This window comes from Herbaspirillum sp. SJZ099, from assembly GCF_007828355.1.
Lineage (GTDB): Bacteria > Pseudomonadota > Gammaproteobacteria > Burkholderiales > Burkholderiaceae_D > Herbaspirillum.
Genome location: NZ_VIUO01000002.1, coordinates 184063 through 206343, shown reverse-complemented (window position 1 = coordinate 206343; position 22281 = coordinate 184063). Strand labels below are relative to the sequence as shown.

21 protein-coding genes are annotated in these 22281 nt (G+C 64.5%); 7 read left to right on the top strand and 14 right to left on the bottom strand.

Annotation, left to right across the window (positions count from 1 at the left end; translation table 11 throughout):
• Window positions 1-70: 70 nt before the first annotated feature.
• From FB597_RS05965 to FB597_RS05955, 3 genes are all read right to left on the bottom strand, one after another.
• The gene (locus tag FB597_RS05965; RefSeq protein ID WP_255515732.1) at window positions 71-850 is read right to left on the bottom strand and encodes an SDR family NAD(P)-dependent oxidoreductase; all 780 of its coding nucleotides are present in this window, start codon (window positions 848-850) and stop codon (window positions 71-73) included.
• 233 nt (window positions 851-1083) lie between these two features.
• Window positions 1084-2961, bottom strand: coding sequence for a TRAP transporter large permease subunit (locus tag FB597_RS05960; RefSeq protein ID WP_186442742.1), 1878 nt, complete (start codon window positions 2959-2961; stop codon window positions 1084-1086).
• Window positions 2958-3986, bottom strand: a complete 1029-nt coding sequence (locus FB597_RS05955; RefSeq protein WP_141914010.1) for a TRAP transporter substrate-binding protein — start codon at window positions 3984-3986, stop codon at window positions 2958-2960. Before FB597_RS05955 ends, FB597_RS05960 begins: the two co-directional genes overlap by 4 nt.
• Before the next feature lie 187 nt (window positions 3987-4173).
• On the opposite strand from FB597_RS05955, the gene FB597_RS05950 reads away from it, so the two are divergent.
• The 4 genes from FB597_RS05950 to FB597_RS05935 all read left to right on the top strand — a co-directional run bounded on the left by FB597_RS05950 (window position 4174) and on the right by FB597_RS05935 (window position 7878).
• Window positions 4174-5094, top strand: coding sequence for a LysR substrate-binding domain-containing protein (locus FB597_RS05950; RefSeq protein WP_144768621.1), 921 nt, complete (start codon window positions 4174-4176; stop codon window positions 5092-5094).
• A gap of 227 nt (window positions 5095-5321) precedes the next feature.
• Window positions 5322-6671, top strand: a complete 1350-nt coding sequence (locus tag FB597_RS05945) for an NAD(P)H-dependent oxidoreductase (RefSeq protein ID WP_144768619.1) — start codon at window positions 5322-5324, stop codon at window positions 6669-6671.
• Between the two features lie 8 nt (window positions 6672-6679).
• Window positions 6680-7003, top strand: coding sequence for a putative quinol monooxygenase (locus FB597_RS05940; RefSeq protein ID WP_144768617.1), 324 nt, complete (start codon window positions 6680-6682; stop codon window positions 7001-7003).
• Complete coding sequence (locus tag FB597_RS05935) at window positions 7000-7878, top strand: NAD(P)-dependent oxidoreductase (protein ID WP_144768615.1); 879 nt, start codon at window positions 7000-7002, stop codon at window positions 7876-7878. The genes FB597_RS05940 and FB597_RS05935 overlap by 4 nt, the downstream gene beginning before the upstream one ends.
• Window positions 7879-7901: 23 nt before the next feature.
• Here FB597_RS05935 and FB597_RS05930 read toward each other — a convergent pair whose 3' ends face one another.
• From FB597_RS05930 to FB597_RS05885, 9 genes are all read right to left on the bottom strand, one after another.
• The gene (locus FB597_RS05930) at window positions 7902-8123 is read right to left on the bottom strand and encodes a TonB-dependent receptor (RefSeq protein ID WP_144768613.1); all 222 of its coding nucleotides are present in this window, start codon (window positions 8121-8123) and stop codon (window positions 7902-7904) included.
• Window positions 8124-8228: 105 nt separating this feature from the next.
• The gene (gene ilvD / locus FB597_RS05925; protein WP_144768611.1) at window positions 8229-10091 is read right to left on the bottom strand and encodes a dihydroxy-acid dehydratase; all 1863 of its coding nucleotides are present in this window, start codon (window positions 10089-10091) and stop codon (window positions 8229-8231) included.
• Window positions 10092-10330: 239 nt separating this feature from the next.
• Window positions 10331-10537 (bottom strand): hypothetical protein, encoded by a 207-nt coding sequence (locus FB597_RS05920; protein ID WP_141914017.1) that lies wholly within the window; start codon window positions 10535-10537, stop codon window positions 10331-10333.
• Between the two features lie 219 nt (window positions 10538-10756).
• A complete protein-coding gene (locus FB597_RS05915) occupies window positions 10757-11668 on the bottom strand; it encodes a LysR substrate-binding domain-containing protein (RefSeq protein ID WP_141914018.1) in 912 nt (303 codons plus the stop codon).
• A 108-nt stretch (window positions 11669-11776) separates the two neighbouring features.
• A complete protein-coding gene (locus FB597_RS05910; protein WP_183405696.1) occupies window positions 11777-13036 on the bottom strand; it encodes an ABC transporter substrate-binding protein in 1260 nt (419 codons plus the stop codon).
• 138 nt (window positions 13037-13174) lie between these two features.
• Window positions 13175-14641: an FAD-dependent tricarballylate dehydrogenase TcuA gene (tcuA, locus tag FB597_RS05905; RefSeq protein WP_141914019.1), complete on the bottom strand. Its 1467-nt coding sequence runs from the start codon at window positions 14639-14641 to the stop codon at window positions 13175-13177.
• 76 nt (window positions 14642-14717) lie between these two features.
• Window positions 14718-16199 carry an aldehyde dehydrogenase gene (locus FB597_RS05900; protein ID WP_144768609.1) on the bottom strand — a complete coding sequence of 494 codons (1482 nt, stop codon included), beginning with the start codon at window positions 16197-16199 and terminating at the stop codon, window positions 14718-14720.
• Between the two features lie 215 nt (window positions 16200-16414).
• Entirely contained in the window at window positions 16415-17053 is a 639-nt protein-coding gene (locus tag FB597_RS05895; protein WP_141914021.1) for an FMN-binding negative transcriptional regulator, read from the bottom strand.
• 472 nt (window positions 17054-17525) lie between these two features.
• The gene (locus FB597_RS05885) at window positions 17526-17960 is read right to left on the bottom strand and encodes a PACE efflux transporter (RefSeq protein WP_141914022.1); all 435 of its coding nucleotides are present in this window, start codon (window positions 17958-17960) and stop codon (window positions 17526-17528) included.
• Between the two features lie 137 nt (window positions 17961-18097).
• Between FB597_RS05885 and FB597_RS05880 the strand changes: the two genes are divergently transcribed.
• Window positions 18098-19003: a LysR family transcriptional regulator gene (locus FB597_RS05880; protein ID WP_141914023.1), complete on the top strand. Its 906-nt coding sequence runs from the start codon at window positions 18098-18100 to the stop codon at window positions 19001-19003.
• Between the two features lie 50 nt (window positions 19004-19053).
• Here the strand turns inward: FB597_RS05880 and FB597_RS05875 are convergent, their stop codons facing one another.
• A complete protein-coding gene (locus FB597_RS05875) occupies window positions 19054-20019 on the bottom strand; it encodes a 3-hydroxyacyl-CoA dehydrogenase NAD-binding domain-containing protein (protein ID WP_144768607.1) in 966 nt (321 codons plus the stop codon).
• Between the two features lie 202 nt (window positions 20020-20221).
• Here FB597_RS05875 and FB597_RS20200 point away from each other — a divergent pair, with 202 nt between their 5' ends.
• Together FB597_RS20200 and FB597_RS05870 are read left to right on the top strand one after the other, a co-directional pair.
• Window positions 20222-20380, top strand: a complete 159-nt coding sequence (locus FB597_RS20200) for a DUF5993 family protein (protein WP_183405695.1) — start codon at window positions 20222-20224, stop codon at window positions 20378-20380.
• 11 nt (window positions 20381-20391) lie between these two features.
• Complete coding sequence (locus FB597_RS05870; protein ID WP_144768605.1) at window positions 20392-20970, top strand: disulfide bond formation protein B; 579 nt, start codon at window positions 20392-20394, stop codon at window positions 20968-20970.
• Between the two features lie 117 nt (window positions 20971-21087).
• Here the strand turns inward: FB597_RS05870 and FB597_RS05865 are convergent, their stop codons facing one another.
• The gene (locus tag FB597_RS05865; protein WP_144768603.1) at window positions 21088-22161 is read right to left on the bottom strand and encodes a porin; all 1074 of its coding nucleotides are present in this window, start codon (window positions 22159-22161) and stop codon (window positions 21088-21090) included.
• Window positions 22162-22281: the final 120 nt, after the last annotated feature.

Genomic DNA, 22281 nt, shown 5'->3' with positions numbered 1-22281 from the left:
CTGCTGATTCATCACTGCGCACCGGAGCCATCGAAAACGGCGCCGGTGCGCCAACCTTTGCAAACAGGCCTCAGATGGAACCGGCGCCATGCGCCAGGAACCCGCCATCCACCGGCAGCACGATGCCGTTCACATACGAAGCGCCATCCGAGGCGAGATAGGTCACGGCCGAAGCGATCTCGGCCGTCGTGCCGTAACGTTTCATCGGGATGGCGCGCGTATATTCTTCGCGGAATTTATCGGTATGCAGGACCCGCGTCATCGGCGTATCGACCGGCCCCGGCGCCACCGCATTGACGGTGATGCCGTGCGGGCAGAGCTCGACCGCCATCTGGCGCGTCAATGCGATCACCGCGCCCTTGGAAGTGCCATAGGCCGTGCGGCCGCTGCCCACGGCGCGCATGCCGGCCACCGAGGCGATGTTGACGATGCGGCCCCAATGCTTGGGGATCATCAGGCGCGCCGCGTGCTGGCCGCACAGCATGCTGCCGGTGACGTTGACGTTCATGGTCGATTGGAAGATGTCGAGCGGGTATTCGACGAAAGGCAAGACCTTGGCGATGCCGGCGCTGTTGACCAGCACGTCGCAGCGCCCGAACTCCTGGCCGATCTGGCTGAAGCCGGCGGCGATCGATTGCGCGTCGGCCACGTTCATCTGCAGCGCCGATGCCGCATGGCCCTGGCCCTGGAAGCGTGCGGCGGTGGCTTGCGCCGCCGCCAGATCCAGGTCCGCAATGACGATGTGATAGCCGGCTGCCGCCAGCTGCTCGCCCACTTCGGCGCCGATGCCGGCCGCGCCTCCGGTGATTACTGCTACCCTGCCGTTGCTCTTGCGTTGCGTCTCTTCCACGTTGTCTCCTGTCCCAATTTTTTCGCTGCGGCGCCGGATCGACCGTGCCGAAACATGCATGATTGGAGCAGATTATGAGAGACGGAAAACGCCGGCTCAATGGATATTAAAGCCGCGCCCTGTGAGAAAAAGTCACTGCAGCCGATGCCGCCGCCCGAGCGCGTATCGGCAAGGCCGGCGCGGCCACAGTCCGCGCCGGCCGCGCTTGCCGCCTGCTGCCCGGCAATCGCGATTCAGAGGAAGCAGGTTGAAATCGCGGGAATGAATGTAATGGCCACCAACCCCGCCAGCAACACGCCCAGATACAGCCAGATGCGCTTGAGCGCGGTCTCCGGCGGCACCTGCCCGATGATGCAGGCGGCGTAGTAGCACAGGCCGAATGGCGGCGCGAACACGCCCAAACCCATGGCCAGGATCACCACCATCGCGTAGTGGATTTCATGGATGCCGAGCTGGTGCGCGACCGGAAACAGCAAGGGCGCAAACAGCACGATGGCGGGAATCCCCTCAAGCACGCTGCCCAGCACGATGAACGCCACGATCGACACCAGCAGGAAGCCGGTGGCGCCGCCCGGCACATGGGTCATCATGGCGGCCAGGTCGTGCGAGAAACCCGATTGCGTCAGCGCCCATCCCATCGCACTGGTGGCGCCGACGATGAACAGGATCGCGCCCGACAAGGCGGCGGTCTGCACCAGGATCGGCATGGCCATGCTCCACTTCAGGCTGCCCCGATAAATCAGCAGGCCGACGATGAGCGAATAGGCGATGCCGATGGTCGAGACCTCGGTCGCCGTCGCCACGCCTTCGACCACGGCGGTACGGATCACGAACGGCAGCAGCAATGCCGGCAGCGCGATGGCGAAGGTGCGCAGCACATACTTGGCGGGAGCGCGCGCGGTTTCCACATGGTCGCTACCGGCGCGCCACCAGGCCACGACCGCCAACACCACGGCCAGCACGATCGCCGGCAGGATGCCGGCGGTAAACAGCGCCGCGATCGAGATGCCGGTCACCGAGGCGATTGCGATCAGCACCAGCGAGGGCGGGATGGTTTCGCTCATTGCGCCGGAGGCGGCCAGCAGCGAAATCAATTCGCTGTCCTGCATGCCGCGCTTGCGCATTTCGGGAAACAGCACCGGCGCCACGGCGGCCATGTCGGCGGTCTTCGATCCGGAGATGCCCGACACCAGCAACATCGCCCCCAGCAGCACATACGACATGCCGCCGCGCACGTGGCCCACCAGCGAGGCCAGGAATTCGACCATCACGCGCGCCAGGCCGGTGGCATGCACCAGTTGGCCCAGCAGCACGAACATCGGCACGGCCAGCAGGATCAGGCTGCTCATGCCCTCGTCCATGCGCCCGACCACGATCACCAGCGGGGTCGAGGTGGTGCACAGCAAATAGGCGCTGGTGGCGATGGCAAAGGCGAAGGCGATCGGTGCGCCGGCCATCACCGCCACGCCCAGCATGCCAAGGAAGAACACCGGCAGCGCCTGCTGCCCCATCGCCGCCAGCATCGGCGCGGCCAGGTAGCAGCCGCCGGCGACCAGCGCCAGCAGCGCCGCCACGCTGGCCACGTCGCGCTTGCCATGCTGCAGCAGGCGCAGCACGCAACTGGCGAGCGCGACCACGAAGCCGGCCGGCAAGGCCAGCGCCCGCACCATGCCGCTCCATCCCAGCGCCGGCGTTTCGACGAAACCCTGGTCTTCCACGTAATCGAAGCTGGGGTGCAGCACCATCGCCAGCAGCACCAGCGTGACGCCGATGGCCAGCGTTTCGGCCCATACCTGGGCGCGCGGCGGCAGCTTGGAGACGAAGAAGGTCAGCCGCATGTGGCAATTCTTCTGCACCGCCAGCGCCGCGCCCAGCATGGCCAGCCACAGGAACAGGATCGAGGCCAGCTCGTCGCTCCACACCAGGGAACTGTGCAGCACCGAGCGCGCGACGATGCCGGCCATCAGGATCGCCACCTCGGCCACCAGCACAACCGCCGCCAGCGTCTCCACCGACTTCTGCAACCAGTGCTGGCAGGCGTCGATCAGGCTGCGCGGGGCATCGTGCGTTCCCATCGCCGCGCCCGGCTGCATGCTGTGCACGGCACTCATGTCATCTTCCCGACGACCGATTCCAGCGCGGCCCACGGCGCGGCGCCGAACTTGTCTTTCCATTCCTTGTAGAACCCGGCGTCGGCCAGCGCCTTGCGGAAGGCGTCGCGGTTGGCGCTGTCGAAGACGATGCCCTTCCTGGTGAGCTGCTCCTTGAGCGAGACGTTGAGCTGTTCGACATCGCCGCGCTGCTCGACGCTGGCGCGGTCGAATTCGCGGCGCACGATCGCCTTGAGGTCGTCCGGCAGATTGTTGAACGCGCGGCGGTTGCCTAGCAGCCAGAACGGGTCCCAGATGTGGTTGGTCTGGCTGATGTATTTCTGCACTTCATACAGCTTGCCGGCATCGATGGCGACCAAGCCGTTTTCCTGGCCGTCCACCAGCTTGGTTTGCAGCGCCGTGTACAGCTCGTTGAAGTTGATCGAGGTCGGGTTGGCGCCGAGCGCCTTGAACAGCGAGGTGAACATGGGCGACACCGGCACGCGGATGCGGTAGCCCTGCAGGTCGGCCGGGGCCTTGATCGGCTTGGAAGTCGACGATATCTGGCGGAAGCTGTTGTCGGCGGCCTTGGAGACCGACACGATGCCGCTCTTGTCGATCTGCGCGCGGATGATCTTGCCCAGTTCGCCATCCACGCTGGACCACACTTGCTGGTAATCGGAATAGGTGAAGCCGACATTGGTGATGGCCGCCAGCGGCACCACGGTCGACAGCACCGAGCCGGCGATGTTGAGGAACTCGACGCCGCCGGTGCGCACCTGGGTCAGCAGGTCGGTATCGGAACCCAACTGGCTGGCCGGGAAGAAACGGATGTCGAGCCGGCCCGAGCTGGCTTCGCGGATACGCTCGGTGGCCTGCTTCAAGCGGGCGTTGATCGGCTGGTCGAGCGACTGGCCGGTGGCCAGCTTGTAGTTGAATTCGGCGGCGCGCGCCGGTTTGCTCCAGATCGTCACCAGCGGCAGGGCCGCGGCGGCGGCCAGGACGGAGCGGCGCGACACGCCGCGCGGCGGGTTGGTTTTGCTCATGCTGTGTCTCCAGTTTTTATGTGTCGGAGGAGTGCCGCCTGCCGGTTGCAGCGGGCTGGCGGCCATGTCCTGATAGTGCAGCTCTGTGGCTGCTACGGTGCATTCGAGCTTGAATTTAAAAGGTTTATTGGTGAAGTACAATTAATTTATTTTTCATTAATCTTTAGAAAATTTAAAGGGTTAGCGTATGTATCTGCCGCTTCGCGCCATCAGCGTATTCCACGCCGCCGCCCGCTCCGGCAGCATTTCGGCGGCCGCCGACGAACTCAATGTGACGCCCTCGGCCGTCAGCCAGCAGATCCAGGCGCTGGAGACGCACCTGGGCACGTCCCTGATGGTGAAAGTGGGGCGCGGCGTGGCGCTGACCGAGGCGGGGGAGCGCTACTTCTCCTTGATCGCCGAAGAGATCGACCGCATCTCCGAGGCCACCCAAAGCATCCGCGGCCTGCGGCCGGTCACCCTGTTGACGGTGCGCGCCACGCCCACGCTGTCGAGCAAGTGGCTGCTGCCGCGCCTGAAGGGTTTTCTGGACGCCAATCCCGACCTCGAAGTGCGCCTCAACGGCACCAACGAGGTCACCGATTTCACGCGTGAAACGGTGGATGTGGAAATCCGCCACGGCCGCGGCCAATGGCCGGGGCTCTACACCGAAGGGCTGACCGAAGAACTGTTCTTCCCCGTGTGCCACCCCGGCTACGCCGCGCCCGGCAGCCTGAACGCGGAAGACCTGGCGCAGCACCGCCTGATCCAGTCGGTGAAGTCGCAGGTGCAATGGCCCTACTGGTTTTCGCTCAACAAGCTCAGTGCGCCGAACCAGATGCGGCGCGTGCTGTTCGACCGCCGCCACATGGCCATCGACGCGGCCGCCGACGGCATCGGCCTGGCGCTGGAGAGTTCGCTCATGATGTGGCGCGAGCTGCGCGAGGGCACGCTGGTTTGCCCATTGCGCCACCCGCCGCGGGTGGCGCAGACCACGCAGTGGGTGGTGTGCCCGGTGGACAGCCTGCGCAAGAAGAAGGTCAGCCTGTTCCTGGACTGGCTCAAGGAAGAAGTGAAGCAGTGGCAGGCGCAGCAATTCATCCCGCCCGGCATGCCCGGCGGCAAATAATTAGAAAAACTAAGCATTCCTATCGTAAATGTTAATTGTTTTAACAAGATGCGCTGATTAAACTTTTTTGCACGGGTTGGCTGCGCGCTCGCTTCACACCGCAGCCGCCCCGCAAAAAGGAGACACGGCAAGGAACCCATCCCTGCCGCTTTGACGAGTCAGTCGCATCCGGCGCCCGCCTGACGCTTCACGCATCGGGCCGCCGCACATTACGAGAAGGAATTGACATGAATTTGTACAGCTTGCTGCGCGAGCGCGCGGCCGCCGGCCGCCCGGTGCGCGTCGGCCTGATCGGCGCCGGTAAGTTCGGCTCCATGGTGTTGGCCCAGGCGCAGCATATCGAAGGCATGCACGTGGTCGGCGTGGCCGACCTCAACGTCGAAAAGGCGCATGCCGCGCTCAACCGCGTGGGCTGGCCCAAGGAACGCTACGCCGCCAAGAGCCTGGGCGAAGCCGTCAAGAACGGCACCACCTGCGTGCTGGAAAACGCCGCCGCGCTGGCCGACTGCGAAGAGATCGAATGCATCATCGAAGCCACCGGCCATCCGATCGCCGGCGTGCGCCATGCGCTCTCGGCCATCGACGGCAACAAGCACGTGGTGATGGTCAACGTCGAAGCCGACGCCATGTGCGGCCCGCTGCTGGCGGCGCGCGCCAAGGCCAAGGGATTGGTCTACAGCATGGCCTACGGCGACCAGCCGGCCATCATCTGCGAACTGGTGGACTGGGCGCGCTCGTGCGGCTTCGAACTGGTCTCGGCCGGCAAGGGCATGAACTTCGAGCCGCGCTACCGCTACTCGACGCCGGATACCGTCTGGGGCTATTTCGGCTGGACCGATGAAGAAGTGGCCAAGGGCGACTTCAATCCCAAGATGTACAACTCTTTCACCGACGGCACCAAGGCCGCGATCGAAATGGCAGCAGTGGCCAACGGCACCGGCCTGGATTGCCCGGATGACGGCCTGGCGTTTCCGCCGACCGGGCTGCACGACCTGGCCGGCGTGTTCAAGCCCGCATCCGAAGGCGGCCGCCTGCCGCGCGCCGGCCTGGTCGACATCGCCGCCAGCCAGGAGCCCGACGGCCGCGAAGTGTTCAACAACATCCGCTACGGCGTGTTCGTCACCTTCAAGGCGCCGACCGAATATGCGCGCGCCTGCTTCAAGCAATACGGCCTGCTGGTCGACAAGTCGGGCTGGTACGGCTCGATGTGGCGCCCGTTCCACATGATCGGCCTGGAAACCAGCATCAGCGTGCTGTCGGCCGTGCTGCGCGGCGAATCGACCGGCTGCTCCAAGGAGTTCCGCGGCGATGCCGTGGCCACCGCCAAGCGCGACCTGAAGCCGGGCGAATTCCTCGACGGCGAAGGCGGCTACGCGGTCTGGGCCAACGCCATTCCGGCGACCAGGAGCCTGGCCCACGGCGCCTTGCCGATCGGCCTGGCGCATAACGTCAAGCTCAAGCGCGCCGTCGCCAAGGACACCGTGGTGCGCTTCGAGGACGTGGAACTGCTCAACGACCTGGACGTGGTGGCGCTGCGCCGCGAGATGGAAAACCAGGCGCGCGGCAACGTCCGCTAGGGGTGCGCATGGCAAACGCAGACGCATTTGCCGTCATCGCGGAGTTCGAGGTAAAGCCGGCCTGCATGGCGGCTTTTCTCGCGCTGGCGCATGACGATGCCCATCATTCCGTCAATAGCGAAGCGGGTTGCCAACGCTTCGATGTGGTGCGGCTCGACGGCACCAACCACGTGCTGTTCTACGAGCTGTACGACGACCGGCGCGCCTTCGACCTGCATCTCGACACGCCCCATCTCAAACGCTTCCAGGCCGGTTTCCCGGCACTGGTGGTGCGCGAGCTGCCGGTGCGCTTCCGCCAGATGCACCGGCACTGGGAAGGAAGCCCCGCATGAAGACCATCGGCTTCATCGGCACCGGCATCATGGGCTTGCCCATGGCCGGCCACCTGCTGCGCGCCGGGCTGGCGGTCAAGGCCTGGAACCGCACGCCGGCCAAGGCCGCGCCGCTGGCAACACTGGGCGCGCAACTGGCGCCCGCCGCAGCGGACACGGTACGCGATGCCGACGCCTTGGTCTGCATGCTCAGTTCCGGCCCGGCTTGCGACGAGCTGCTGCTGGGCGAACAAGGGCTGATCGCCGCCATGAAGCCGGGCGCGCTGCTGGTGGTGATGAGTTCCATCCCGGTGGAGACGGCGCGGCGGCAGGCGGCCACGGCCGGCGAACATGGCGTGCTCTATGTGGATGCGCCGGTCTCGGGCGGGGAAAAGGGCGCCAGGGAAGCCACGCTGGCCATCATGGCCGGCGGCGCCGCACCGGCCTGGGACGCCGCGCAGCCGTTGCTGGCGCTGATGGGTCGGCCCACGCATGTCGGCCCGGCCGGCTGCGGGCAGCTCGCCAAGCTGGTGAACCAGATGATGGTGGCAGCCAACATCGCCAGCGTCTCTGAAGCCATGCTGCTGGCCGAACATGGCGGCGCCGACGTCGCCAAGGTGCGCGAGGCGTTGCTGGGCGGCTTCGCCGATTCGACCATCCTGCGCCAGCATGCGCTGCGCATGATCGCCTCGGACTTCACGCCCGGCGGCCCGGCCAAATACCAGCTCAAGGACACCCGCACCGCCATCGCCTTCGCGCACAGCGTGGGCTTGTCGCTGCCGATGCTCAACCAGGCCGACCGCCTGTTCGCCGACATGGTCGAGCATGGCGATGGGGAACTGGACCATAGCGGCATCATCCGGGAACTGCGGCGAAGGCAGGGTTTGCCGACCTAGCCGTTCATCCAGATCGACGCGCCTTACCAGCGGTAACGCGCCGTCGCCAGCACCTGCCGGCTGTTGCCATAGATGCAGCGCCCATCGTAATAGCAGCCAGTGACATAGTCGCGGTTGAACAGGTTGCTGCCGGTCAGCGACAGGCGCCAATTCGGCAAGTCGTAGTGGAGCGCGGCATCGAACAAGGCGTAGCCCGGAATGCTCAGCGGCCAGCCGGTAGTAGTCGAACTTGGCCAGGACCGCAATACATCGCCGCCACAAAAAAAACCCCGCCTCGAACTTCAGGCGGGTTTCTTCCGGCGCTCACGCTTGCATCAGCATTTGCATCAGCATTTGCATTAGCGTTTGCATCAGCGCTTAAGCTGCGACAGGTCGCGCACCGCGCCGCGGTCGGCCGAGGTGGTCAGCGCGGCATAGGCTTGCAATGCCTGCGACACCACGCGTTCGCGGTTGCCCGGTTGCCATGCCTTGTCGCCCAGCGCTTCCATGGCGGCGCGGCGCTTGGCCAGGTCGTCGCCGGAGATGCGCAGGTTGATGGTGCGGTTGGGGATGTCGATGTCGATCATGTCGCCTTCTTCCACCAGGCCGATGGCGCCGCCTTCGGCCGCTTCCGGCGAAGCGTGGCCGATCACCAGGCCCGAGGAGCCGCCGGAGAAACGGCCGTCGGTGAACAGCGCGCAGGCCTTGCCCAGGCCCTTGGACTTGATGTACGAGGTCGGGTACAGCATTTCCTGCATGCCCGGACCGCCCTTGGGGCCTTCGTAGCGCACGATGACAACGTCGCCGGCATGCACCTTGTCGCCCAGGATGCCTTCCACGGCGGCGTCCTGGCTTTCGAACACGCGCGCGGTGCCGGAGAACTTGAGGATGCTTTCATCCACGCCGGCGGTCTTCACGATGCAGCCCTTCTCGGCGATGTTGCCGTACAGGACCGCCAGGCCGCCGTCCTTCGAGTAAGCGTGCTCGATGTCGCGGATGCAGCCGTTGGCGCGGTCCAGGTCGCTGGTCTCGAAACGCTCTTCCTGCGAGAACGCGGTTTGCGTGGGCACGCCGCCGGGCGCGGCGCGGAACAGCTTGTGCACGGCCGGGTCGCTGGTGACGCGGATGTCGTATTTCTCGATGGCCTCCCCCAGGGTCTTGCTGTGCACGGTGGGACGCGAAGTGTCCAGCAGGCCGGCGCGCGCCAGCTCGCCCAGGATGGCGATGATGCCGCCGGCGCGATGCACGTCTTCGATGTGGTACTTGTTGGTCATCGGCGCGACCTTGCACAGGCAGGGCACCTTGCGCGAGATGCGGTCGATGTCGGCCATGGTGAATTCGACCTTGGCTTCATGCGCGGCGGCCAGGAGGTGCAGCACGGTGTTGGTGGAGCCGCCCATGGACACGTCCAGGGTCATGGCGTTTTCCCAGGTTTCCTTGGTGGCGATGTTGCGCGGCAGGATGGAGTAGTCGTCCTGCTCGTAGTGGCGCTTGGCCAGTTCCACGATCTGACGGCCGGCGCGCAGGAACAGTTCCTTGCGGTCGGCGTGGGTGGCCAGGATGGTGCCGTTGCCCGGCAGCGACAGGCCCAGCACTTCGGTCAGGCAGTTCATCGAGTTGGCGGTGAACATGCCGGAGCAGGAACCGCAGGTCGGACAGGCCGAGCGTTCGACTTCGGCCACGTCGGCGTCGGAGATGTTCTGGTCGCCGGCCTGGATCATGGCGTCGACCAGATCCAGCTTGATGATCTTCTTGTCAGTGTTGACGGTCTTGATAACCTTGCCGGCTTCCATCGGGCCGCCGGAGACGAAGATCACGGGGATGTTCAGGCGCATGGCGGCCATCAGCATGCCCGGGGTGATCTTGTCGCAGTTGGAGATGCACACCATGGCGTCGGCGCAGTGGGCGTTGACCATGTATTCCACCGAGTCGGCGATCAGGTCGCGCGAGGGCAGCGAGTACAGCATGCCGTCATGGCCCATGGCGATGCCGTCGTCGACGGCGATGGTGTTGAATTCTTTCGCTACGCCGCCGGCCGCCTCGATCTCGCGCGCCACCAGCTGGCCCAGGTCCTTCAGGTGCACGTGGCCCGGCACGAACTGGGTGAACGAGTTGACCACGGCGATGATGGGCTTGGAGAAATCGCCATCCTTCATGCCGGTGGCGCGCCACAATGCGCGGGCGCCCGCCATGTTGCGGCCTTGGGTGGTGGTATAGGAACGGTAGGTAGGCATGTTGGGTGTCTCCTCAGAGCTGCGAACGAAAAGGAGCACTAGGGTGCCGTGGGCGGCCCCAGTTGTCCAATATATTATTCAATGCCCTGTGATTCGCTCGGGATATTACTAAGGCCAATTAACAACAGGCCCCAAGAAAGCCGCCAGGAAGGGCATTGCCCTTCCTGGCGCGGCCGCAACAGCTGCTTGTCAGGGTTGCGTTTCGGGATACGGCCATCGCCGGCAATGGCCGATGGCGTTCATTTGCGCACCGCAGCGTCGATTGCGCTGACGATGGCGATGGCCTTTTCGATCACTTCTGCCTGGCTGGCAACCTGCATGCTGACTTTCAGCGCATGCAGCTGTTCCCGGGTTTCCTTGCTGACCGGCACGTTGATGAAACCGTCCGGATCACGGATGAAGCCGGGATCCTGCCTGCTTCCCTGGGTGATGGATTTTCTGGCCACGTCGGACTCCTCGCTGTTGGAAACATGTGGCGCCTATTATGGGGGCTCGATTGCGTATCCACCAGCGACAAAGTCCCATTTGATGGGAGAAGCCGATGAATGTTTAGGACTTATCAATATGAAACTCGTTTCCTCAACAGGCGCGGAACATTCTAAGTTTATCGGCGCCAGCGACTAACAGGCGCGACGGCGTGGCGCAAGTACGCGCCTGGAACCGGATCAGTTGCGGTCGTGCTCCTTGCGATATTGCTCCGACACGGCGCGCAGCCAGTCGCGCAACGCCTGCACGCCGGGATTGCCCTGCTTGTCCTCGGGCGCGATGAAGTAATAGTCCTTGGCGCCCGGCACGCGCATCTCCCAGGGAATGGTCAATTGGCCGCCGGCGATCTCATCGGCGACATAGGTGCGCGGCACCAGGGCGATGCCGGCGCCAGCGCGCGCGGCTTCGATCAGCATCGCGTGCATGTTATAGCGCGGCCCCTTGAGGGCCCGCACGTCGGCCACGCCGGCCAGTTCGAACCAGCGCGACCAGGCTTCGGGACGGCCCGACTTGTGCAGCAACACATGCGCCAGCAGGTCCGCCGGACGCTTGCATTGCAACGCGCCGATCAGCGCCGGACTGCACACCGGCACCAGTTCCTCGGTAAACAGGTAGGTGCTGACCGCATTGGTCCAGACCGGATGATCGAAATGGATGGCGGCATCGAAGCCCTCTTCGGAGAACAGGAAGGGGTCTTCGCGCGCGGTGACGTTCAAGGTGATCAGCGGATGCTGCAGGCGGAATTGTTCCAGCCGCGGCATCAGCCACTTGAGGCCGAAGGTCGGCAGCACCGCCAGCTCCAGCGCCACGCGGCCTTCGTCGTGCGCCATGGCCAGGGTGGTTTCGATTTCCAGCCGGTCGAGCGTGGCGCGCACCGTCTGGCTGTAGTTGCGCCCGGCTTCGGTGAGCAGCAGGCGCTTCTTGACGCGGCTGAACAGCTTCACGCCCAGGTAGTCTTCCAGCATGGCGATCTTGCGGCTGATCGCGCCCTCGGTATAGGACAGCTCTTCCGCGGCGCGCGTGAAGCTCAGATGGCGCGCCGCCGATTCGAACGCCTCCAGCATGCTGGTGCCGGGAATCTTTCTTCTCATCGCTCATCCAGAATCGACTGAAGCCTGCGGATTGCGGGCCTCGCAGCGCAGGCTATTCTATAGTACCCGCCGCGTGCAACCCCGGTTCTGCGGCCTTATCGCGGTCGGTCATTTCTTTAGCAGCGGACAAGTGCTGGCCGACAGCGGCGGATAGGCATCCTCGCCGGGCACGGTGGCGCGCAGGTTGTAATAATCCCAGGGGCCCTTGGATTCGGCCGGCGTCTTCACCTGCATCAGGTACATGTCGTGCACCAGCAGGCCGTCGGCGCGGATCTTGCCGTTCTTGGTGTAGAAGTCGTTGACCGGCGTTTCCTTCATCTTCCTGATCACCGCATCCGGATCGTCGGTGCCGGCGGCCTTGACGGCGTTGAGGTAGTGCATCGCCGAAGAATAGTCCGCGGCCTGGATGGCCGATGGCATCTTGCCCATGCGTTTGTAAAAACGCTGCGACCACTTGCGGGTCTCGTCGTTGAGATCCCAATAGAAACCTTCGGTGATGAACAGGCCTTGCGCCGTCTTCAGGCCCAGCGCATGGACGTCGTTGATGAACATCAGCAGGCCGGCGAATTTCTGCTTGCTGGCCGGGCTGAGCATGCCGAACTCGGCGGCGGTCTTGATGGCGTTGATGGTGTCCGAGCCGCCGTTGGCCAGGCCGATGATCTTGGCGCCGCTGCTTTGCGCCTGCAGCAGGTAGGAAGAAAAATCCGAGGTGTTGAAAGGATGCTTGACCGATCCCACCACCTTGCCGCCGGCGGCCTCGATGATGGCCGTGGTGTCGGCCTGCAGCGAGTAGCCGAAGGAATAGTCGGCGGTGATGAAGTACCAGCTGTTGCCGCCCTGCCTGACGATGTACTTGCCGGCGACATTGGCCAGCGCGGCGGTATCGTGGTTGTAATGCAGGCTGTAGGGCGTGCAGTCCTCGTTGGTCACGCGCGTGGTGCCGCCGCCGGTGACGATGGAGATGCGCTTCTTCTCCCCGGCCACCTTGATGACCGCCAGCGCCGTGGCCGAGCCGGAGATGTCGGTGATCATGTCGACCTTGCGCTGGTCGATCCATTCGCGCGCGGTGGAGGCGGCGATGTCGGCCTTGTTCAGGTGGTCGGCCGCGATCACGTCGATCGGCACGCCATTGACCTTGCCGCCGAAGTCCTCCACCGCCATCTTGACCGCTTCCACCGCTCCCTTGCCGGCAAAGTCCGAGAAGGTGCCGGACAGGTCGGTCAGCACGCCGATGCGCACCACGCCGTCGGACATTTTCGGATCCTGGGCCATGGCATTGCCCGCGCCTGCCACCGCTGCTACTGCCGCGGCCAGCGCGATCGCCGCAGACTGCCGCAAACGCTGTTTCCCTGCGTGCTTCGTTTTCATCCTGGTCTCCTCGCTTCGATGGTCTTGTTATCCGGCGGCAAGCCGCCTCCCCGGCGCATCGACGCGCCGTGGCAATGGCGGCATGCCGCCTGTTTTTCCATGCATGTGTGCCTGCCGGCCTTGGCGGCAGGCCTGCGCTCAGCGCTGGCGCGCGGCGGCGTGCTCGCCGGCAATGCGCCCGAACACCGCGCCGCGCATCACCGACGTGGCGCCGGTGTACACCTGGTGGTACAGGCCGGCCGCTTCGCCGGCGGCGTACAGGCCGGGGATGGGACGTCCATCCTGGTCCAGCACCTGGGCCGAGGTATCGGTCTTGACACCGCCATAGGTGAAGCAGATGCCCGGCACGATCGGGTAGGCGAAGAACGGTCCCTGGTCGATGGCGCGCGCCCAGTTCGACTTGCGGATGTCCAGGCCTTCGGCGGCCAGGCCATCCACCTCCAGCGCAGAGAATTTCCCGCCCGCTTTGCCGCAGGCGGCGTTGTATTCATTGACGGTGCGCAGCAGCGGCGCGGCGTCGATGCCGCACAGCGCCGCCAGCTCTTCCAGCGTACCGGCCTGCAGCGGCGGCTGGTCGGTGCGGATGCTCTTCTTCCAGTTCGGCACGTCATCCATCTTGCGATCGAACAGCACGTAGGCGATGCCCTCGGGCTGGTCGCCGATGTCGCGCGCAATATGGTCGTAGTGGATGTCTACCGGGCCGGGCGCCTCGTCGGTGAAGCGCTTGCCGCGCTTGTTGACCAGGATGCCGTAGGGGAAATTCATCACCAGCGCCTCGGCCGCGGCCGAACGCGGATCGAGCGGTTCGGCATGATAGGAGCCGAAGTCGCCGGCCGGCGCAGCGCCGTTTTCCAGCGCCATGCGAATGCCTTCGCCGCGATTGAAGTAACCGCCCGGCGCCACCGGCCGCAGGTATTTGGCGCTGCTGCCCAGGTAGCGGGTGAGCATCTCGGCATTGCCCTCGAAGCCGCCGGAGGCGATCACCACGTTGCGCGCAAGGATGGTCTGCTGGCGGCCGCCATCGCGCACCACGTCGACGGCGAAACCGTCGGCTTCGCGCCGCATGGCGTTGGCGGTGGTCTGGTAGCTGATGGGAACATCAATCTTCTCGGCGTGCGCGCGCAGCGCCTCGATCATGGCCAGGCCACCGCCGTCCGGCATCATGCGCGGCGCCGCTGCGGTCAGGAAATAGGTCGGCATGTTGCTGAAGCGGATGCCGAAGGTCTTGAGCCACTGCACCGTGGGCCCGGCCTGCTGCGCCAGCGTCGACACCAGCTCGGGGTCGGTCATGCCGTGCGCCCTGACGTAGGAGGGCCAGTTCCCGTAGTCGGCGCCGACCTCGCCGATGATGTGCGGGTCGAGGTTGTAGCCGGCGTTGGCGATCAGGCGCTCTTCGAAGTCATCGCTGACCTCGTGCTCGTTCTTCATGCGGAAATAGGATTCGGTCCAGCGCGTGTTGCCGCCGAATTTTTCCTTTACCGCGCGTTCCAGCACCAGCACGCGGGCGCCGGCGGCGCGGGCCGACACCGCGGCCGACAAACCCGAGATGCCGCAGCCGATGACCAGCACATCACAGGCAGGCAAGCTATCCGTCTGCGCATTCATCTTGTCTCCTCAATATCCGTACGCCTGGCGCGTGGCCGGCGTGATCTTGTCGGTAGGCGCGGCATTGGCCGCGCGGTCAATACTTGCGGATGAAAGGGTCCGGCATGTCGAGGTCGGTGGAGATCCATACGCTCTTGGTCTCCAGGTACTCCTTGATGGCCTCCATGCCTCCTTCGCGCCCCATGCCGCTGTCCTTGTAGCCGCCGAAGGGCGTCGTGAAACTGGTGGAACGGTAGTTGTTGATCCACACCGTGCCGGCCTTGATCTTATCGGACATGAGCATGGCGCGATGCAGGCTCCTGGTCCATACGCCGGCCGCCAGGCCGAAACGGATGTCGTTGGCGATGCGGATGGCGTCTTCCTCGTCCTTGAAGCGGATGACCGACAGCACCGGTCCGAACACTTCTTCCTGCGCGATGCGCATGCCGTTGTCCACATCCACGAAGATGGTCGGCTCGACGAACTGGCCGCAGCCGAATCCTTCGCCGGTGCGCGCGTTGCCGCCGAACACGCAGCGCGCGCCTTCATTCTTGGCGATGTCGATGTAATCCATGATTTTCTCGAACTGCGGTCGCGTAGCCACCGGGCCGACCTGCACGTCGGAACGGGTGGGGTCGCCGAGCTTGGCCTTGCTGGCAATGGCCACCAGGCGCTCGACGAATTCATCGTGGATGCTCTCCTGCAGCAGCAGGCGCGAGCCGGCCATGCAGGTTTGGCCGCCGGCCGAGAAGATGCCGGTGATCACGCCGTTGGCCGCACGCGCCAGGTCGGCGTCGTCGAAGATGATGTGCGGCGACTTGCCGCCCAGCTCCAGCGAGACGCGCTTGAAGTGCTGCGCACCCAGCACGTTGACCTTGCGCCCGCCCTCGTCGCCGCCGGTGAAGGCGATGCGCGGCACCTGGGGATGCGTCACCAGCGGCTCGCCCACTTCATGGCCGAAGCCGGTCAGCACGTTGAACACGCCCGGCGGGAAACCGGCTTCGACGAACAACCTGGCCAGCTCGAACAGCGACACCGAAGTATGTTCCGACGGCTTGGCCACCACCGTGTTGCCCGCGGCCAGCGCCGGCGCCACCTTCCATGCGGTCAGCAACAGCGACGAGTTCCAAGGCGTGATGGTGGCCACTACGCCGACCGGCTCGTACCTGGTGTAGTTGAACACCTTGGGCTTGTCCATCGGGATCACCGCGCCCTGTACCTTGTCGGCCAGGCCGCCGTAGTAGTAGAAGTACTTGGCCATGTACCTGACCTGGCCGCCCACCTCGCTCTTCAACTTGCCGTTGTCGCGGCTCTCGGCCAGCGTCAGCGTCTCGGCATGCTGCTCGATCAGTTGGCCCAGCTTGTGCAGCAAGAGGCCGCGGTCGGTGGCCGACATCTTGCCCCACGGCCCCTGCATGGCGGCCGTCGCCGCCGCCACGGCGCGTTCGACGTCATCCTTGTTGGCGCGCGGGATCTGCGCCCAGGCTTCGCCGCTGAACGGGTCGAGCGAATCGAACCACTGGCCCGACAGCGGATCGACCCATTCGTTGTTGATGAAAAGCTGATAACGCTGCGCCATGCTGTCTCCTCGGGAATGTGGCTGCCGTTTCCATTGAGGAAAAATTATTGTGTTTGCCGGGGGGTGTTGGCAAACGATTAATCGTCATCAGTTTGTGCGGAAATGGAATCAACATCGCAGCATCGCCTCCGCCCATCAGCGCCGAAAGCGCACGGCAAGAGGCGGCAGGCCGGCGGCGTTCGCCACGTTGCATGGCGAACGTTGCATCGACGGATTTATTTTTCCCTGGCCGCTGCCTCGTCCAGCATCGCATCGCCCACGGCGTGGCTGCCATTGGCGCTGAGCGCCTCGCCGGCGCCGCGGATATCGCGCACGTCCTTGTTCTGGCCGAGCTTGCGCTTGCCGGCCAGGCGGGTGATTTCGATTTCGATGCCGACAATGGCCTTGAGCATCGTGTCGATGTAATCGGCTGGCGCGTCCGACATCTTCCACGGCGCCGGCTGCGCCGCCTCGTGGGTGCGCGTGAGCCGTCCCACCACGCCGCGCACGTAGCGCTCGTCGTCGCGGATGACGATACGGCCGTGGGCATGCGCCACCATATAGTTCCAGGTCGGCACCTGCTGATGTGCCTCATGCTTGCTGGGATACCAGTTGGGCGAGATATAGGCGTCGCCGGCTGAAAAGATCACCATCACCTCGTCGCCATCGGCCAATGCGCGCCACAACGGATTGGCGCGCGCCACGTGGGCATGCAAGGTACCCAGCGCGCCCTGCGCCGGATCGAGATGGAACGGCAGATGGTTGGCATCCAGCCCGCCGGCGCCATGCGAGACCAGCACCCCGAACGGGTGGCTGGCGATCATCTGGTGCAAGACTTCGGTGCGCGGTTCATCGAAGTGGGAGGGTACGTACATGGCGGCTCCTGGCAGGTAGGCTGGGCAGTGGGAATGGGAATGGCAACGATGACGGCGTCAAACCGGATTCATTCAATATCGAAGCCGGTCTCCACCAATCTCATTTGGCTGGAATCATGGCATAAAAAACTAACCGCGTGCCGGCATGAGCCTTAATGCGGCCAATGTTGCAGCCAGCATCGCCGTTGCGGAGATGCATGTGCGCCCTGGTTACGCACCGACCTGTTCCTCCACCGTCAGCCGCTCCCATTCGACGCCGGCCACGGCGGCATTGAGCTTGTTGACGTAGGCATAGGGAAGGACTGGCAGGGAATAAGGCATGGCATTGCTCCGTAATGTTGAATGTCCCGGCCGTGGAGATGGCCGGGTCCGGAGGCTGCCGGTTGGGTGGCGATGGACGCGCTGGCGTCCGCCCAATTCTAGAGGCAAATGCGGAAGACTTTCCCCTGTCGCCGGCAGGGGCTCCCCCGGTTCAGGTCTGGGGCGCCGGCATGGCCGAGCTGGGCAGGCCGAACACCTTGTCGAACACGAGGTTGAACAGGTAGGTATAGACCATGAAGAACACGATCAGGCCGAGATCCAGCACGAAGGCATCCCACAGGCCGATATCCAGCCACCAGGCGAACAGCGGCACCAGCATCAGCACCAGCCCGCCCTCGAATCCGAGGGCATGCGCGATGCGGCGGCCAACGCCGCGGCCGCGCTTGGCCTGGCGCGCTTCCCAGCGCTCGAACAAGCCGTTGAAGATGAAGTTCCAGATAAAGGCGACCGTCGACGAGGCCACCGCCGCCGCCGTCGAATGGGCGCCGTCATGGCCAGCGATCACCGCCAGGCCGAAGGTGGTGAAACAGATCGCCAGCAGCTCGAACATACAAGCGTAGACGAATTTGCGTTTGAAACCTTGCATGGAAACTCTCCTGATTGGATTGCGGGCCGCCAGCCACGACAGAGGGGACGGCCTTGGGTACGGGAAGCATTTTATGGTTTAATTATTGATAGAAGAAGTCAGCTTCTTTCAGTTTTATTGATAACCAAAAAGACAACATGACCTTCTCCAGCGACAATGTGAAAGTCTTCCTGGCGGTGCTCGACGGCGGTTCCTTTTCAGCCGCGGCGCGCATGCTGGGACGCGTGCCCTCCGCGGTCAGCATGGCCATCAGCCAGCTGGAGGCCGAACTGGACCTGGTGCTGTTCGACCGCACCGCGCGCGACGCCCGCCCCACCGACATGGCGCGCGCGCTGGAGCCGGACGCGCGCCTGCTGGCCAGCACCCTGCGCCAGCTCGACGCCCATGCGCTGGCCATGCACCAGGGCCTGGAACGCAAGCTGACGCTGGCGGTCGCCCCCGAACTGTTGTCGGTGCCCTGGGCCAGGCCGCTGGCGGTGCTGGCCGAGGAATTTCCGTCGCTGGAAGTGGAGGTCCTGTCTTCGCCGCAAGCCGATGCCATGCGCATGCTGTACGAAGACTGCGCGCAGCTGGCGCTGGTGTTCGAGCGCCACGCCGGCAACGACCGCGAGGCGTTCCAGGAATTCAGCAGCGAAATGCTGGTGGCGGTGATCTCGCCACAGCATCCGGCATTGAAGACGAAGAAACGCAAGCTGCGCTACGAAGACCTGTACGACATCCGCCAGATCGCCGTGGCCAGCCGCGATGCCAGCGTCTCCGATCCGCGCTTTTTCCTGGCGCGCCAGATCTGGCGCACCGACAACCACCTGGCCACGCTGTCGCTGGTGCGCGAAGGGCTGGGCTGGGCCTATCTGCCGCACAGCCTGGTGCAGCCGCAAATCGATTCGGGCGCGCTGGCCGCCATCGACTTCGACAACATCAGCAACCAGTTGCGGCTGTGGGTGGACGTGGTGTGGAACAAGGACAAGCCGCTGGGTCTGGGGGCGCAGCGCTTTATCGCCTTGATGCGCGAGATGGCGCCAAGCAGGCGCAAGGGGAAATGAACTGCCCGATCCCGGCCTGCGCCGGGATCGGATTCATGGAATCACAACCATCAAGGCAATATCTTCGACTCCGCCTTGGACGCCAGCAACTTCACCAGCAGCCGGTCGCGCTCCGCCGCCACCTCGGCCGAGGTCATCCCCTGCATCTGCTGTTCCACGCCCGCGCGCAGGGTTTCCTTCAGCGCGTCGGTGATCGCCGGCGTTCCCAGGTCGGCCCACCAGCTCTCGATCGGCGGTCCCAGGTGGTCGAGCATATGCTTGATGCCGCCCTCGCCGCCGGACATGTGCAAGTTCAGGTACGGCCCCATCAGCGCCCAGCGCAATCCCGGCCCGTAGGCAATCGCGGTATCGATATCCTCGGTGCTGGCCACGCCCTGCTCCACCAGGTGGAAGGCTTCGCGCCACAATGCCGCCTGCAGCCGGTTGGCGATATGGCCCTTGACCTCCTTACGCACATGGATCGGCTTCTTGCCGATGGCGGCGTAGAAATCGATGGCGCCTTGCACTGCCTCCGGCGAAGTCAGCTGGCCGCCGATGACTTCCACCAGCGGGATCAGGTGCGGCGGGTTGAAGGGATGGCCCAGCACCACGCGTTCGGGATGGCGGCAGGCTGCCTGCACCTTGCTCATCAGCAGGCCCGACGAACTCGACGCCAGGATCACTTGCGCCGGCAAAGCGGCATCCATGCGCCGGAACAGGTCGGTCTTCAGGTCTTCGCGCTCGGGGCCGTTTTCCTGGACGAAATCGGCGCCTTGCAGCGCATCTTCCAGCTTCTCGAAAAAGCGCAGGCGGGACAGCGATGCGCCTGGCGCCAGGCCCAGCGTTTCCAGGCTGGGCCAGTGGCGCGCGACGGCCTCGCGCAATTTCTGCCCGGCTTCGGGCATGGGGTCGGTGGCCGACACATCCAGGCCCCGGGCCAGGAAATACGCGACCCAGCTGGCGCCGATCACGCCGGTGCCGACCACGGCAATACGCTTGATTTCGCCTTTGCCTGGCGTGCCGCCTGCTTGCTGCATGTGCCTCTCCTCGGTTGGCGGCCATCGGACGGGCCTGCCGGTTTGATTATCGGTATGACAAGAAGACGCCTGCTGCCCGCGCAAAAACTGCACCCGTCTTCCGAAAAGACTGCAGCTTATCACCTGCCAACAGCCATCTTTACGCTATCATCCCGCACAAACGAACCGCCCCATAGACAACAATCAAAACAAAGGCATTCCCATGTTCATGTACCTTCCCTTCCTGCTGGCATTGCTGGCCGCGATCGGCATCGTGATCGGCTGGAGGACGTTCAGTTTCGCGCTGTGGCTATGCGCGTTGTGCGTGACGCTGTACTGGTTCGGCTTCCACGCCACCAGCGCGCTCAACCTTTCCTTCTGAGGCCGGCCGCCATGAACCGATCCATCCTGTCGTCCTCGCGCGACCGCGCCACTTCCGGCGGCAACATACTGAACGTGCTGGGGCTGCTGGCCGTTTGCGCCGCGCTGGGCATCGCCTTTTATTACCAGCTGGCCCGCAACGAACTCCCTTGCCCCTTGTGCCTGCTGCAGCGCGCCGGCCTGATCCTGACCGGCATCGGCCTGATGATGAACGTGCGCTTCGGCGTCAGGAGCGCACACTACGGCGTCGCGCTGGCCGGCGCGCTGGCCACCGGCGTCATCGCGCTGCGCCAGGTATTGCTGCACATCGCGCCGGGCGACGCCGGCTACGGTTCGACTGTCATGGGGCTGCATTTCTACACGCTGGCCGCACTGGCTTCATTGGCGGCGCTGGCCGGCATCGCCGCGCTGCTGATGCTCAAGAGCTGGGAAGTGCCGGCGCGCTTCCCGGCATGGAAATCGGCCGGCGGCAAACTGGCCTGCCTGCTGTTCCTGCTGCTGGTAACGGGCAACCTGGCCTCGACGGTGCTCGAATGCGGCGCCGGCGCCTGCGCAGACAATCCCACTTACTACCTGCTGCTCGGCAAATAAAAAAACCGGCGCAAAAAGAACCGGTGGGTTCCTTTTGCGCCGGCATCAAGTCCGACGGCTCAAGACTACTCATAAGACTGCTCACGCATGGCGCGCTTGCGCCATGCGTTTCCTTCATCAGAAGCGGTGCTGCATGCCCAGCGTCAGGCCGAACTGGCTGTTGCCGAAACCGGACTCGTCGCGCGACAGGCCGACCAGCTGGTTGTTCTTGGCCTTGGCATACGCGGTGCTGGCGTACAGGTCGGTGTGCTTGGACATCGCGTACTTCAGGCGCAACGAATACATGATGGGATCTGCATCGTTGGCCACGTTCTTGATGTTCTGGTAGTAGACCGTGCCGATCAGGGTCATCGCCGGGGTGATCTTGTAGCTGCCGCCGCCCCAGAACATATCGCTGCGCAGGTCGGTCGCGCCCGAGGCCAACGTCTTCTTGTAGTAGCGGTAGCCCAGGTTCAGCTTCCACGCATCGGACGCCTGGTAGCCGCCGGCCAGGTGGGCGGAGGTGGCCTTGTCATAGGCGCCGCCGGTGGCCGCAGCCGTGCTGTTGTTGCGATCGTAGGTCGCCGCCAGGGAGAAGGGGCCGTTGCCATATCCCAGGCCGAGGGCGTATTTGGCGCCCTCGCTCTGGCTGCCGGCCACTTCGCCGAAGGCGTAGGTCGCGCCGATCTTCACGCCGCCGAATTGTCCCTGGTACTTGATCAGGTTGGAAGCGCTGGAGAGCATGCCATCCTTGCGGCCGCCGGTGGCGCCGGCCGAGGTGACCCACGAATAATTGGCCGAATAGCCCATCGGGTCGAACGGCAGGATGAAGTCATAGGTGGTGGTATACGAACGGCCCGCCACCACGCGGCCGAAGCCGCCTTCCAGGCCGACGGTGGACTGGCGGTTGAACAGCTGGTTGGCATCGCCATCGAAGTTGCCGGTGTCCAGCTTGAAGCCGTTTTCCAGCTGGAAGATGGCTTTCAGGCCGCCGCCCAGGTCTTCGCTGCCGCGAAAGCCGATGCGCGAGGTGTTCATGTTGCCCGACGACAGGCGGGTGACGCTGCCGCCATTGGCGCCGGCGTTGTTGACGAACTCCAGGCCGGTGTCGAGCAAGCCATAGACGGTGACGCTGCTCTGGGCCTGGACGGCGCCGCCGGCGGCGGCAAATGCGGTAGCCGCTGCAGCGGCCGCCAGATGTTTTTTCTGCACTGTGATCTCCTTTGTTGAAAGCGGTTGTGATGCTCTTTGCCGCATATCGCATGCCGTGGGACGGCTGCGGCTTGTTGTTATCTGCTCGTTTTGATTTGCTCGTTTTGATTTGCTTGTTTC